Genomic DNA, 12591 nt, shown 5'->3' on the forward strand with positions numbered 1-12591 from the left:
GCGACGGGGTCGAACAGGCAATGGGCGAGGGCACGTATGCACAGGGACGACACATACAGTCCGGAACTGGTGACGAAGGCGAGGGCGGGGGACCAGCAGGCCCGCGAGCGGTTGGTCGCCGACTACCTTCCCCTCGTCTACAACATCGTCGGCCGGGCGCTGGACGGCCACGCGGACGTCGACGACGTGGTGCAGGAGACCATGTTCCGCGCACTCGACGGACTCGGCGGGCTGCGCGAGCCCTCCCGCTTCCGCTCCTGGCTGGTCGCGATAGCGATGAACCAGATACGCCGGCGCTGGACGCTCCAGCAGCAGACCCCCACAGCCCCGCTGGACCGCGTGGCGGAGACCGCCGACCCGACCGGTGACTTCGTGGATCTCACCATCCTGCGTCTGGGGCTGTCCGGACAGCGCCGCGAGGTCGCCGAGGCCACCCGCTGGCTGGACGAGAGCGATCGTGAACTGCTGGCCCTGTGGTGGCAAGAGGCCACAGGGCAACTGAGCCGTGCCGAGCTTGCCGGGGCGCTGGATGTCACTCCGCAGCACGCCGCGGTCCGCATCCAGCGGATGAAGACCCAGCTGGAACTGGGCCGTGTCGTGTCCCGTGCGCTGGCCACCGAGCCGCCCTGCGTCGAACTGGCCGCCGTCACCGCGGCCTGGGACGGGCAGCCCTCGCCGGTGTGGCGCAAGCGGATCGCCAAGCACGTGCGCGTGTGCGCCCGCTGCTCAGGGCACTGGTTGAATCTCGTACCCGCAGAGGGACTGCTGGTCGGTATGGCGATGGTGGTCCCGCTCGACGGCTACCCTCCCGTTCCGCCGAGCCAGTTCGGCGCGGCCGGCCAGGGGGACCTCGCCGGGACGGGGCAGCCCGGGGACCCGACCGGCGCAAGCGGCGGCGGGCTGGGCGTACCCGTGGCGGCGAAAGTCGGCGGGATCGTGGTCGTGGTCGGCGTACTCCTCGCTCTGGTGTGGCCCAGCGCGAAGCCTCCGGCCGACCGGACCCCGGTGGCGGCTCCGCCCGCTGCGACGGCTGTGAAGCCCACCCGCGCCCCCACCCGCGCTCCCAGCCCGACACCCACGCCGACCCCCACCGCCTCACCCGTCGTGAATCCCCCCAAGCCCTCTCCGTCCGCGGCGAGCCTGGAGGAACGCCTCACCGCCCTGGTCAACTCCCGGCGAACCGAGGCCGGTTGCGCCCCGCTGCGGATCGATCCGCGACTCAGCGCCGCGGCCCGCAAACATGCCAAGGACATGGTGGCGCGTGGCTACTTCGACCATGCCGACCCGGAGGGACGGCATGCCGACGCCCGGATCTCGGCAGCCGGATACGACCTGAGCCTCTGGGCCGAGAATCTGGACCAGGGACCCGGCAGACCCGCGACGGTGGTCGATGACTGGATGGACGGCTCGATCCATCAGGACAACATGCTCGACTGCCGGTACCGGGACACCGGCGTGGCCGCCGTACCCGGTCCCGACGGGACGGTGTGGGTCCAGAACCTCGCCACGCCGGCCTGAGCCCGCACCGTCCGTCGGGTGCTCTTGACGGTCAGCCGCCGAAGTTCTGAACCCACCAGGGGCCGTTCGCCCTGAGGTTCACACCGACGCCGAGGTCCTTGAACCCGCAGTCCAGTATGTTCTCGCGGTGCCCGGGGCTGTTCATCCAGTCACGCATCGCGGAGACGGGGTCCTTCGGCCCTTTGTGTATGTTCTCCCCCCACTTGCCGGCGGGATAGCCGGCGGTGTCCATCCGGTCGTCGGCATGCCGCCCCTCCGGGCTGACGTGCTCGTAGTAGTTGCGGGCTGCCATGTCGTCGGCGTGCGCCTGGGCGGCGGCCTGCACCCGGCCGTCGACGCGCAGGGGCGAGCACCCGGCCTTGGCGCGTTCGGCGTTGACCAGGGCGGCAATCCGCTGGACGTAGTCGGCGGCCTTGCCGGTCACACGATTTCCCGTGGTGGGGGCGCTCGCGCCCGAACCGGCCGGGGCGGACTGCTGCCTGCGCTTCGCCGGCGCAGCCCCGGGCCTGGCCGTGCGGCGGGCCGGGGCACTGGGCGTGGCGGTAGGACCCTTTGTTTTCACGGAAGTTGCCGACGGAGTGGCAGAAGGCGGGGTGGATGCCGTGGGGGTGGGAGAGGCTTTCGAGAGGCCGTCGAGGGAGGCATCCGCCGGCGCCTGCTGCACGGATGCTGCGCCCTGGGTACTGGCGGAGTCTTCGTCCGTACCGCTCAGGACGAAGACTCCGCCGGCGACGACCGCGACCGCGACGGTGCCGGCCACCGCGATTGCGGCCATCGGCCGCCCGCCTGCCCGGCCCCGACGCCCGTGGCGCCCCGCGCCGGCGGCTCTCCGTCGTCCGCCCCGGCCCTCGGCGCTTCCGCGGCTGGTCGCCGGGTCCAGGAACTGGGTGTCCTCGTCACGGTGGTGCATGGATTCTCCGCTCTCATCCGTACTCTGCCGGTCGGTCCGGCACGTGGGAGAGCGGATGAGGACGCCGCCATAACGGTTTCCGAGAAACTCCGGCCCTACGAGTCGACGATGACCCGGTCCGCCCGACGTTCGGCCCGCCCCAGCGGCAGCGAGAACCACGTGGTCTTGCCTTCGTCCGTGGGGCGCACGCCCCAGCTGCTGGCCAGCGTGTCGACGAGGATGAGCCCGCGTCCGGACTCGTCGTCGGCAGCGGCCAGCCGCGGCTGGGGCGGATGGTGGCTGTGGTCGCTCACTTCGACGGTGAGTTCGGTGGTGTTGCGCCGCATCTGCAGGCGCACCGGCCCCTGCCCGTGCTGAATGGCGTTCGTGACCACCTCGGACACCAGCAGCTGAGCGTCGTCGGAGAGTTGGGCGCAGTCCCAGGCGATGAGGGACTTGGCAAGAAACGCCCGTGAGTCCGACACTGAGGCGGGGGTCGCCGCCAGATCCAGCCCGGCCGTGGCCAGGGGCGCAGCGGGCAACTGGGCGAGGAGCAGCGTCACATCATCGTGGTGATCCTCGGCCGAGGGAAGGACGGACGCCAGCACCTCGTCCACGGCCGCTTCCAGATCGGGCGCGGCGGCGAGAGCGTTGTCGAGCGCCGCGATGAACGACGCGAGCTGCTCCTCGATGTCCCCCTGCGGTGTCTCTATCAGCCCGTCGGTGAAAAGGACGAGGCTGGACCCGGGCGCGACGGCCAGGGTGGTCTGCTGGTGAAGATAGTCACCCACGCCCAGGGGGACATTCACCGGCACGTCGAGCGCCCGCACGCCTTCGCCCGGAGCGGCGACCAGGGCGGGCAGATGCCCGGCGGAGCACACGGTCACCTCGGCCGCGTCCGGGGCCACCACCAGATAGCAGCAGGTGACCAGCTGATCGGGCCCGTCGAGCTCGGCGACGATCGCGTCGAGCGACTGCATCAACTGCCGCGGCTGCATACCGGTCTTGGAGAGGGCATGGGCCGCGGAACGGAGCTGACCCATGATGGCGGCGGCCTCCAGGCCGCGCCCCATGACATCGCCGATGAGGATGCCGACCCGCCCCGCGCCCAGCGGAACGAGATCGAACCAGTCGCCCCCGACCCCCGCGCCCTGGGTGGCGGGCAGATAGCGGCTGGCCGTCTTCAGCCCGGGAACGGCCGGCGGGGTCCCCATAAGGCTGCGCTGAAGCGTGAGGGCCACATGCCGCTGCTGCTCGTACAGGGCGGTGAGCTGCTCCTCGGCTGCTTTGCGTTCGCTGACGTCGCGTACGGCGGCGGAGACGAGGAGTCCGTCGGTGGTTTCGAGTGGGCTGAGGCTGATCTCGACGGGGAATTCGGTGCCGTCCTTGCGCAGGCCGTGGAGTTCGAGTCCGGCCCCCATGGGGCGGACCTGGCGGTTGTGGATGTAGCCGTTGCGGTGGTGGGCGTGGTGGGCCTGGAAGCGTCCGGGTACGAGGATTTCGACGGGGCGGCCGAGGAGTTCCTCGCGCTGGTAGCCGAAGAGGGCTTCGGTCTGGGCGTTGACGAGGCGGATGGTTCCCGCGTTGTCGACGATCACCATGGCATCGGGCGCGGCCTCCAGCAGTCCCCGGAACCGCTCCTCGGCTGCTTTGCGTTCGCTGACGTCGCGTACGGCGGCGGAGACGAGGAGTCCGTCGGTGGTTTCGAGTGGGCTGAGGCTGATCTCGACGGGGAATTCGGTGCCGTCCTTGCGCAGGCCGTGGAGTTCGAGTCCGGCCCCCATGGGGCGGACCTGGCGGTTGTGGATGTAGCCGTTGCGGTGGTGGGCGTGGTGGGCCTGGAAGCGTCCGGGTACGAGGATTTCGACGGGGCGGCCGAGGAGTTCCTCGCGCTGGTAGCCGAAGAGGGCTTCGGTCTGGGCGTTGACGAGGCGGATGGTTCCCGCGTTGTCGACGATCACCATGGCATCGGGCGCGGCCTCCAGCAGTCCCCGGAACCGCTCCTCGGCCGGTCCCGCCTGTGTCCCGGGCCGCGAGGTCCGGCACTGGCAGGGTGCCGCCGCGCCGGACAGTGGGTCGGACTCCAATGAGACTGCGGCGGTGATGCCTTCCATTCCTGCCTCCCGGACGGTTCTGCCGGCTGCGGTGTCCGCAACTGTCGTATCCACGGTTGCGGTATCCGCACATCTCAGCGCAGTTCGTCCGGTCGTACCCCAATGAGTCCGATTTTGATCGGCTCTGGCCTAGATCGTGACTCAGCGGGCGTAGCCCTTGAGAGCTTCTGGGTTTCGAGGGTGATGCCGACGGGGGCGGGGAGCGTCCGGCCCGGGGTGTGTCCTGCGCCGCCGATGAGCCGCTTTCCGTGGTGGATTCGGCAAGACACCGTCACCAAGCTGTGAAGGTTGTACGGGAAGCTCGTGGTCAGTCCAGCGCACTCGCGCTTCTCACTCGGGGGGAACATCAGATGAGGTCCAACGTTCGCAGAGCCGTCGTCGTGCTCGCCGCCGTATCCGCACTGGCTCTGACGGCCTGTGAGCCCAGCGGGGGCTCGGACGCCAAGCCGAGCGGCACGGACAAGGCGACCGCGAGCCCGTCGACCGCGAAGCCGTCGACCGGCAGCCCCGCGACCTCGAAGCCGTCGCCCGCGAAGCCGTCGCCCGCGAAGCCGTCGGACTCCACGGGCGGCGGCTCGTCCCCCGATCCCGAGTACGCCCTCTTCCCTTGCAGCACCTATGACGTGACGTTCACCGCGACCCTGGCCGAACCCACCACGAGCAGCTACCTGCTGAAGATCACCAACAAGAGCGGCAAGCCGTGCAAGGCCCTGACCTACCCCATCGTGACCTTCGGTGACCTGGACGGGCAGGCGAACGAGCGCAAGGAGACGCTCCCCGGCAAGGACCTCGTGCTCAAGGCGGGCGAGTCGGCCTACGCGGGCCTGATGGGCGGCAAGAAGGACGGCAATGGCAAGACCGTCAACTACATCCGGATGACCATGAACACCGCGTCCGACCTGGAGCAGAAGCCGCTCAAGGCCTCGACTCCCGGTCTGTACGTGTCGCCCACGAACTCCGTGACGGCCTGGCTGAACAATGCAGAGGACGCCCTCAGCCTGTGAGCCCCGCGATGAACACGGACCAGGCGGCGGCCCGGAACACGAGTTTCGGGCCGTCCGGGTTCTTGGAGTCGCGGACGGGGACGATGCCGGGGTGGTGGTCGGCGACTTCCAGGCAGTTGCCGCCGTCGCCGCCGCTGTGCGTGGACTTGCGCCACGTGGCGACCTCCAGGCAGTCGCCGCCGCTGGCTCCGCTGTAGCTGGACTTGCGCCAGGTCGCCGCGCTCAGGTCGTACTCAGGGCTGCTCTTCATGCGCGTAATCCTCCGCCACTGATTCGATCAGAGCCAGTGATTCTTGCGGTGACAGTGCGCTGGCCCCGAGCAGATCGTAGGTCAGGTCGTGGTGGGCGACCATTGCCGGATCGTCCTCCAACCGACCTGTACCCAAGCCCTGGATGTAGGCAAGCGGGGGTGCGTCGTCGAAGGCCATCAATTTGAGGGAGCCTTCCAACGCCATGTGAGCACCCGCTGTGAACGGCAGCACCTGCACGATGATCCGGTGGCGGCGGGCCAGAACCGCCACATGATGCAGCGCTTCCGCCATCACCGCAGCTCCGCCCACCCTTCGGCGGAGTACCGCCTCATCCAGAACGGCCCACAACAGGGGCTTTGTTGGATTGTCCAGGAGGTGTGCGCGATCGAGCCTCGCCTCCACCAGTTCGTCGATAACCGCTTCGGTTGCGGTCGGTCGCCCCCCGCGGAACACCGCCCGCGCGTACTCCTCCGTCTGCAACAGGCCCGGGATCAGCAGCGGTGCGTACTCCTTGATCGTCGTCGCGATCGCTTCCGCTTCCGCCGCTTCGGCGAAGTGGTCCGGGTACTTCGACTTCGTCGACGCCTTGCAGTTGCGCGAGAAGAAGCCGTTCGTACCGAGGATGTCGTCTATCTGGAGTGCGTACTCCGGCTGCATCCGCCGCGTACCGGCCTCCAACTGGCCGATGAACGAGCCGCTCACGAACAGCGGTGCGCCCAGCTCCTCCTGGGTGAGGCCCACCTTCTCGCGGGCGTGGCGCAGCTCCGCGCCCAGCAGCGCCCGCGGCGAAGAGGACGGGTCGAGATCCTTCGGTCCAGGCATGGCAACTCCCTGTCGCACACGTCGGGTTGTTGGGCCGCCGTCTCTGTTCAGGCTAGCGGGGGACGGACACGCTGGGTGAGGAATGCGAACACTGAGTGTGGAGGTGCATGGCCGTGGCGGTGCGATCGGCGGAGCGGCGGCGGGCCGTGGAAGAGGTGGTGGCCCAACTGCGGGCCGTACTGCACGAGGTGCGCCGGTGACCGTCGGGGAGTACGCGATCGACTCCCGTACCGGACGGCTCGGACGGGTCATGGGGCGCGTGGGCGGATACGTACAGCTGCGCCCGCCGGGTGGCGGGCGGGAGTGGGACTGCCCACCGGAAGCACTCGCTCCCGCCGCGCCGGGCGAGGTGCTGCGCGCACGGGTGCGGGATGTCAACGCGGAGGGGCGGCTGCCGTGAGGTAGGTGGGGAATTTTCTCGGACGAGGCCTAGTCACACGCGGGTTGTGGCCGGCGCCTTCGCGGGGTCGGCGGAAGCCGTCGCTCCGGGCTCCGGGGCCACGTTGAAGTCCGCCAGCAGCTGCCTGCTGAAGCCGAAGAAGTACGTGGCGAAGAAGCCCACCAGATAGCCCGTCAGCAGGCCGCCCGCGTAGATCGCGACCGTCCCGCCCAGGCCCCTGTTGCCGTCGAGCAGCGGGAACAGCGCCCAGCCCGACGGGCCGATCGCCGTTGAACCCACCGTGTCGCCCAGCATGTTGAACAGGCCGACGAAGCCGCCGCCGAATGCGCCGCCGACGCAGGCGGTGACGAAGGGGCGGCCCAGGGGGAGCGAGACGCCGTAGATGAGGGGTTCGCCGACGCCCAAGAGGCCTGTCGGGAGAGCGGACTTGATGGTGGCGCGGATCGCGGTGTTGCGGGGAAGGCGGAAGTAGACCGCGGTCGCCGCCCCGACCTGGCCCGCGCCCGCCATCGCGAGGATCGGGAGCAGGACCGTATAGCCCTGCTGCTCGATCAATGTGGTGTGGATGGGGATCAGTGCCTGGTGCAGGCCGAGCATCACCAGCGGGAGGAAGAGGCCACCGAGTACGAAGCCCGCGCCCGCGCCACCGTAGGACAGCAGCCAGTTGGCGAAGTCGCCGATCGCGGTGGAGACCTCACCGGCCACGACCATCAGGCCGAAGATGGTGACCAGGCCGGAGACCAGCACGGTGAGAGCGGGGGTCACCAGCACGTCCAGGGACTCCGGGACCCAGCGGCGGCACCACTTCTCGACGTGCACGGCGAGGGCCGCGGCGCCCAGCGCGCCCAGTACGCCGCCCTGGCCGGGGGAGAGCGTCACGCCGAAGGCCGTCACCTTCGCGACCCCCGCGTACACGATGATCGCGGCGACCGCGCCGCCCAGAATCGGCGTACCCCCGAACTCCTTCGCGGTGTTGTAGCCGACGAAGACGGCGATCAGCGACATGAAGCCGGACGCGATCGCGGCGAGCGCGGGGACGACGGAAGGCAGCCAGCCGAGGTTGGTGAGCAGGCCGTTCAGTCCGGCGATGATGCCGCAGCCGATGAGGGCAGGGATCAGCGGTACGAAGATGTTCGCGATGCGGCGCAGGAAGAGCTTGAACGGCGTTGCGTTCCTGGCCTTCTGGGCGGCCCTGATGGCGGCGCCCTGCGCGGTCAGGTCCTCGGCCGTCCGGGGAGCCGCCGTCAGCAGCGCCTCGAACTCCGGCGCGACCCGGGCGACCGTGCCCGGCCCCAGCACGATCTGGTACGTGTCGTCCTCGACCACGCCCATGACCGCGGGGAGCGCCTTCAGTGCCTCGTGCTGTACGAGGGAGCGGTCGTGCAGGCCCAGGCGGAGGCGGGTCATGCAGTGGGCGACGGACGAAATGTTCGCGGCGCCGCCGACGAGGGGGAGGATCTCGGCGGCGGTGGCGGCGTGGTTCTTCTCTGGTGCCATGGTGTGCGGTGCCTTGCTGTGGGGGGTGGGGGTGCGGCCGGGCCGGACTGCTGCCGGGCGCGCGGTCGCTGCGTGTCAGGGGTGCGTGTCGGCGAGTGCGGCGCGCAAGTGGCCGTTCGCCTCGGTGAGGAGCCGGTTCGCGGTGGGGGCGTCGACCTCGGCCAGCACGATGAGGATCGCTGTCTTGACCTCTCCTTCGGCCGCGGTGAGGGCGGCCTCGATGACAATGTCCGACGCTCCCGTCGCAAGCGCGACGATCCGGTGCGAACGGGCGCGCAGTTTCTCGTTGGAGGCGCGGACGTCCACCATCAGGTTTCCGTACGTCTTGCCGAGCCGGATCATCGTGATCGTCGAGATCATGTTGAGGACGAGCTTCTGCGCCGTACCGGCCTTCAACCGCGTCGAGCCGGTGAGCAGTTCGGGGCCGACGACGACCTCGATGCCGTGCTCGGCGGCCGCGCCGAGCACGCTGTCGGCGTTGTTGGACAGGCCGATGGTGAGCGCGCCGAGGGAGCGGGCGTGCTCCACCGCGCCGATGGCGTACGGAGTACGGCCCGATGCGGATATCCCGACCACCGTGTCGTCCGCGGTCAGCTTCAGCGCGTCCAGGTCGGCGGCGGCCAGTTCCTTGCTGTCCTCGGCGCCCTCGACAGCCGTGACCATCGCGGTGGGGCCGCCCGCGATCAGGCCGACGACCTCGGCCGGGTCGGTGTTGAAGGTGGGCGGGCACTCGCTTGCGTCGAGTACGCCGAGGCGTCCCGCCGTGCCCGCGCCCGCGTATATCAGCCGGCCGCCGTGGGCCATCCGCTCGGCGGTGGCGTCGATCGCGGCGGCGATCCGCGGCAGTTGCGCGGCGACGGCGGCGGGGACGGTCTGGTCCTCGTCGTTCATGATCCGGGCGATCTCAAGGGTGGGCAGCCGGTCGATCTCGGCGAGTTCTGGCCGGAACGCCTCCGTGGTGAGGGTGGCCAGCTGAGCGCGTAGTTCACCGTGCGCGGACGGCGTGGACGACGCGGACGGCGTGGACGACGCGGACGGCGTGGCGGGCACGGACGGCGTGGCGGGCACGGACGGCGTGGACGACGCGGCCGATGCAGACGACGCGGACGGCATGGAGGTCATGAAGAGCGGCTCCGCTTTCTCATGTGTGGGGGGCTGGGAGCTCGGGGCTCAGCGGGTTCGGGGGCTGTGCCGGTGCGCCAGGGCCTCGTACGAGGCGGCGAGGGCAGGGGCCGCCGTCTCGTACGTACGCTGCGCGATGCCTATGAACAGGCAGTCGACGACGAGGAGTTGGCTCGTGCGGGACGACATCGCGGCCGGGCGCAGCTCGCTCTCGCGGGCGGTGGACGTGGTCAGCACATGGTCGGCGTACTGCGAAACGGGACCGTCCGGGCGGCCGGTGATCGCGACGGTCGTTGCACCGCGGTCGAAGGCGACGCGCAGCGGCTCGATGACATCGCCGGTCGACCCCGAGTGGGTGATGGCGATGGCCACGTCGCCGGAGCGCAGCTGCACGGCGTTGGTGACGGCGAGGTGCGGATCGGCGTGGGCGTGCGCGATGAGTCCGATGCGCGCCAGCTTCTGCGCGAGGTCCATACCGACGAGGGACGATGCGCCGACGCCGTAGATGTCGATGCGGCGGGCGGTCGCGGCGGCGGCGACGGCCGCGCCGAGCTGGACGGTGTCGAGGCCGGATGCCGTGTCGGCGAGCGTCTGCTGCTCGTCGTACGCGAGCTTGGCGACCACGTCCGCGATGGGGTCGTCGACGGCGATGTCGGCGGTGACGGCGGGGGCGCGGCCGGACTGCTGGTGGGCGGCAAGACCGGCGAGCGCGAGGCGCAGATCGCGGTAGCCGGGGTAGCCGAGGAGGCGGGCGGTGCGGACCACGGTCGCCTCGCTGGTGCCGGTGAGCTCGGCGAGACCGGTGACCGTGAGGGCCGCGCAGCCGGCGGGGTCGTCGGCGACGGCTTCGGCGACCCGCTGCATGGAGCGGGTCATGGACGGCGCGAGGGTCCTTACCTTGGCCGCGAGGGCGGCGGGGGCGGGTGGGGCCTCCCCGCTGAAAATTTCCTTCACTGGATTGGTCACACCTGAAAGATATTTTCGGCATTCCGTCATCGTCAACCCCTCCAGGTCCTGGAGAGTGGGCTCCTCAGGTCCTGGAGATCGCCGGGGCTGCTTGGGCGACAATGGCTCCATGGACGACCCGAACCCCTTGGAGCAGGCACTGCACGCGGCGCGCGCTCTGGTTCTCGCGGACCTGGCCGCACGCGATGTGGCGGACGCCGGGGTGGTGTCGCTGGTCGAGGAGGCGGTGGCGCACCGCCGCTGGTGGGTGGAGCAGTGGCCGGAGGGCATGGAGTACGTCGCGGGCCTGGTCGCCCAGGACGTCCAGGACGCACTGCTCGAACGGTACGGCCGCTGGCCGCTCTGCCCGGTCTGCGACGCGGGCGACCCGCACGCACTGGACGTTGAACCGGAGCTCGGCCCGGATCCGCACTGGGTCTGTGCGAAGGCGGGCGTGGTGGTGGCACGGGTCGGCGGTCTTGAATGAGCGTGTACATCGATCCGCCGACCTGGCCGGGACACGGCCGGATGTGGTCGCACATGGTCAGCGACGTCTCGTACGAGGAACTGCACGCCTTCGCGGCGTCGATCGGCTGCCCGCCGAAGGCGTTCGAGCGGGACCACTACGACGTGCCGTCGCACCGGTACAGGGACGCGGTGGCGGCGGGCGCGGTGGAGGTGTCGAGCCGTGAGGTGGTCGTGCTGCTGACGAAGGCGGGCCTGCGGAGGCGCAAGGGACGCCCTGTTTAGCGGGCCGTCAGACCAGCAGCTTCAGCTCCGTCGCCAGGTTGTGCCGCGCACGCGACTCCCACTCCCGCTCCCCGTGCGGCGTACGGAACAGTCGCGGCAGACCGAGCAGCTGGCGCAGCACCGCCGCACGGCCCGCGCGGAAGGCGTCGTCCGGGACGAAGGCGTACTCCTCGCGTACGGCTGCGGTGTACGCGGCGTACGGCTCCGGGGGCGCCGCCAGGATGGCCAGGTCCGCGTCGCACAGGACCTGCCCGTTCAGATCATCGGCCTCGGGCGCATGGGTGACGGTGAGGCGGACCAGTCGGGCGACCTCGGCGGTGGCGGCGGGTGTCAGCCCGGCCTCGGCGAGGGCGCGTTCGGCCAGGTGGGCGGAGCGTTCCTCGTTTTCGGAGCGGTCCGGGAGGTAGACCGCGTCGTGGAACCAGGCCGCGAGGCGGACCAGGTCCGGATCCGCGGCGTGCTCCTCCAGTACGTCGATGTGGTTCAGCACCGCCGTCAGGTGATCGACCGTGTGGTAGTGGCGCTGCGGCTCCGACCAGCGGGCGAGCAGGTTGTCGGCGTACGGCAGCGGGTCCGGTGCGCCCGCGCCGTGGCGGGCGGCGAGGAGGGTCTGGGTCCAGCGTGCGCGCAGGTCCCCGAAGTCGTCGGTCATGGGCCGACTCTAGAGCGGGGCCGTCACGGGATCGGCTGCGACCCTGATCCGGCTGCTGGCGGGCCGCCCGCCGACCGGCACGCGCGATGAGCTAGGCGGGGCGAACGAGAAGGAGCTGGTCTTCTTCGACTAAAACGGCTCAACCGGGCGATAATGGCTGTAAGGCATCTGCGTCATCCCCGTGTGCGGAGGCAGAAACCATGATCGCATTGGCCTTCATCCTTGGATTCATCATCGTGGCTCTCCTGGCGGGAGCCATGTGGTGGGACGGAGTGCGACGGGAGCGAGAGGTGCCACCGCGCCCCGATGAGCAGCCGAAGCTGCCCGAGCACCCCCACGAGCACATAGAAGAGGTCCGTGAGTCGGACGAGGATCTCTTCCCGCAGGACGGGGGGCGCCTCCTGCCCTACAACATGAAGACGCACACCACGCACAGCACGGGCAAGGGGCGCGAGGCGCGGCCCCAGCACGGGGAGCGTGGCGGCGGGTCGTTCGGGAGCGGCGCGCTGGGCGGCTGAGAGAACCCGCGCCCGCGATCGCCCGCACATCGGGTCGGTGACTGCGGCCGCGGGTTTGTGCGCCTTCAGAGCGGGCGCTCGAGCGGCGCGATCAGGTCGTGTGCGGAGG

Annotated in this window: 13 protein-coding genes and 1 pseudogene; 6 read left to right on the forward strand and 8 right to left on the reverse strand. The window is 70.3% G+C overall.

Annotation, left to right across the window (positions count from 1 at the left end; translation table 11 throughout):
* The first annotated feature begins 69 nt into the window (after positions 1-69).
* Complete coding sequence (locus tag OG729_RS21695; protein WP_405807718.1) at positions 70-1518, forward strand: sigma-70 family RNA polymerase sigma factor; 1449 nt, start codon at positions 70-72, stop codon at positions 1516-1518.
* Positions 1519-1549: 31 nt separating this feature from the next.
* Here OG729_RS21695 and OG729_RS21700 read toward each other — a convergent pair whose 3' ends face one another.
* Both OG729_RS21700 and OG729_RS21705 read right to left on the reverse strand, forming a co-directional pair.
* Positions 1550-2428 (reverse strand): CAP domain-containing protein, encoded by an 879-nt coding sequence (locus OG729_RS21700; protein ID WP_405807719.1) that lies wholly within the window; start codon positions 2426-2428, stop codon positions 1550-1552.
* A 95-nt stretch (positions 2429-2523) separates the two neighbouring features.
* Entirely contained in the window at positions 2524-4521 is a 1998-nt protein-coding gene (locus tag OG729_RS21705) for a PAS domain S-box protein (RefSeq protein ID WP_405807720.1), read from the reverse strand.
* A gap of 350 nt (positions 4522-4871) precedes the next feature.
* Here OG729_RS21705 and OG729_RS21710 point away from each other — a divergent pair, with 350 nt between their 5' ends.
* The gene (locus tag OG729_RS21710; protein WP_405807721.1) at positions 4872-5525 is read left to right on the forward strand and encodes a DUF4232 domain-containing protein; all 654 of its coding nucleotides are present in this window, start codon (positions 4872-4874) and stop codon (positions 5523-5525) included.
* On the opposite strand, the gene OG729_RS21715 is transcribed toward OG729_RS21710, so the two are convergent.
* Positions 5515-5775 (reverse strand): DUF397 domain-containing protein, encoded by a 261-nt coding sequence (locus OG729_RS21715; protein WP_405807722.1) that lies wholly within the window; start codon positions 5773-5775, stop codon positions 5515-5517. The genes OG729_RS21710 and OG729_RS21715 overlap by 11 nt on opposite strands.
* On the reverse strand, positions 5759-6598 hold the full coding sequence (locus tag OG729_RS21720) for a helix-turn-helix transcriptional regulator (RefSeq protein WP_360868106.1): 840 nt from the start codon (positions 6596-6598) through the stop codon (positions 5759-5761). Before OG729_RS21720 ends, OG729_RS21715 begins: the two co-directional genes overlap by 17 nt.
* A 196-nt stretch (positions 6599-6794) precedes the next feature.
* On the opposite strand from OG729_RS21720, the gene OG729_RS21725 reads away from it, so the two are divergent.
* A complete protein-coding gene (locus OG729_RS21725; protein WP_360868249.1) occupies positions 6795-6998 on the forward strand; it encodes a hypothetical protein in 204 nt (67 codons plus the stop codon).
* Positions 6999-7031: 33 nt separating this feature from the next.
* Here the strand turns inward: OG729_RS21725 and OG729_RS21730 are convergent, their stop codons facing one another.
* The 3 genes from OG729_RS21730 to OG729_RS21740 form a co-directional block, all read right to left on the reverse strand.
* Positions 7032-8495, reverse strand: a complete 1464-nt coding sequence (locus OG729_RS21730) for a PTS transporter subunit EIIC (RefSeq protein WP_405807724.1) — start codon at positions 8493-8495, stop codon at positions 7032-7034.
* 75 nt (positions 8496-8570) lie between these two features.
* On the reverse strand, positions 8571-9617 hold the full coding sequence (gene murQ / locus OG729_RS21735) for an N-acetylmuramic acid 6-phosphate etherase (RefSeq protein ID WP_405807725.1): 1047 nt from the start codon (positions 9615-9617) through the stop codon (positions 8571-8573).
* Positions 9618-9665: 48 nt separating this feature from the next.
* The gene (locus OG729_RS21740) at positions 9666-10583 is read right to left on the reverse strand and encodes a MurR/RpiR family transcriptional regulator (protein WP_360868097.1); all 918 of its coding nucleotides are present in this window, start codon (positions 10581-10583) and stop codon (positions 9666-9668) included.
* 109 nt (positions 10584-10692) lie between these two features.
* Here OG729_RS21740 and OG729_RS21745 point away from each other — a divergent pair, with 109 nt between their 5' ends.
* Complete coding sequence (locus tag OG729_RS21745; RefSeq protein ID WP_360868094.1) at positions 10693-11049, forward strand: hypothetical protein; 357 nt, start codon at positions 10693-10695, stop codon at positions 11047-11049.
* Positions 11046-11312: a DUF4031 domain-containing protein gene (locus OG729_RS21750; protein WP_360868091.1), complete on the forward strand. Its 267-nt coding sequence runs from the start codon at positions 11046-11048 to the stop codon at positions 11310-11312. Before OG729_RS21745 ends, OG729_RS21750 begins: the two co-directional genes overlap by 4 nt.
* A 7-nt stretch (positions 11313-11319) precedes the next feature.
* Here the strand turns inward: OG729_RS21750 and OG729_RS21755 are convergent, their stop codons facing one another.
* The gene (locus OG729_RS21755; protein WP_360868089.1) at positions 11320-11964 is read right to left on the reverse strand and encodes a hypothetical protein; all 645 of its coding nucleotides are present in this window, start codon (positions 11962-11964) and stop codon (positions 11320-11322) included.
* 194 nt (positions 11965-12158) lie between these two features.
* Here OG729_RS21755 and OG729_RS21760 point away from each other — a divergent pair.
* Positions 12159-12482, forward strand: a pseudogene (locus OG729_RS21760) (DUF6479 family protein); the annotation flags it as partial.
* Between the last annotated feature and the right edge of the window lie 109 nt (positions 12483-12591).

It is taken from the genome of Streptomyces sp. NBC_00210, assembly GCF_045160975.1.
Lineage (GTDB): Bacteria > Actinomycetota > Actinomycetes > Streptomycetales > Streptomycetaceae > Streptomyces.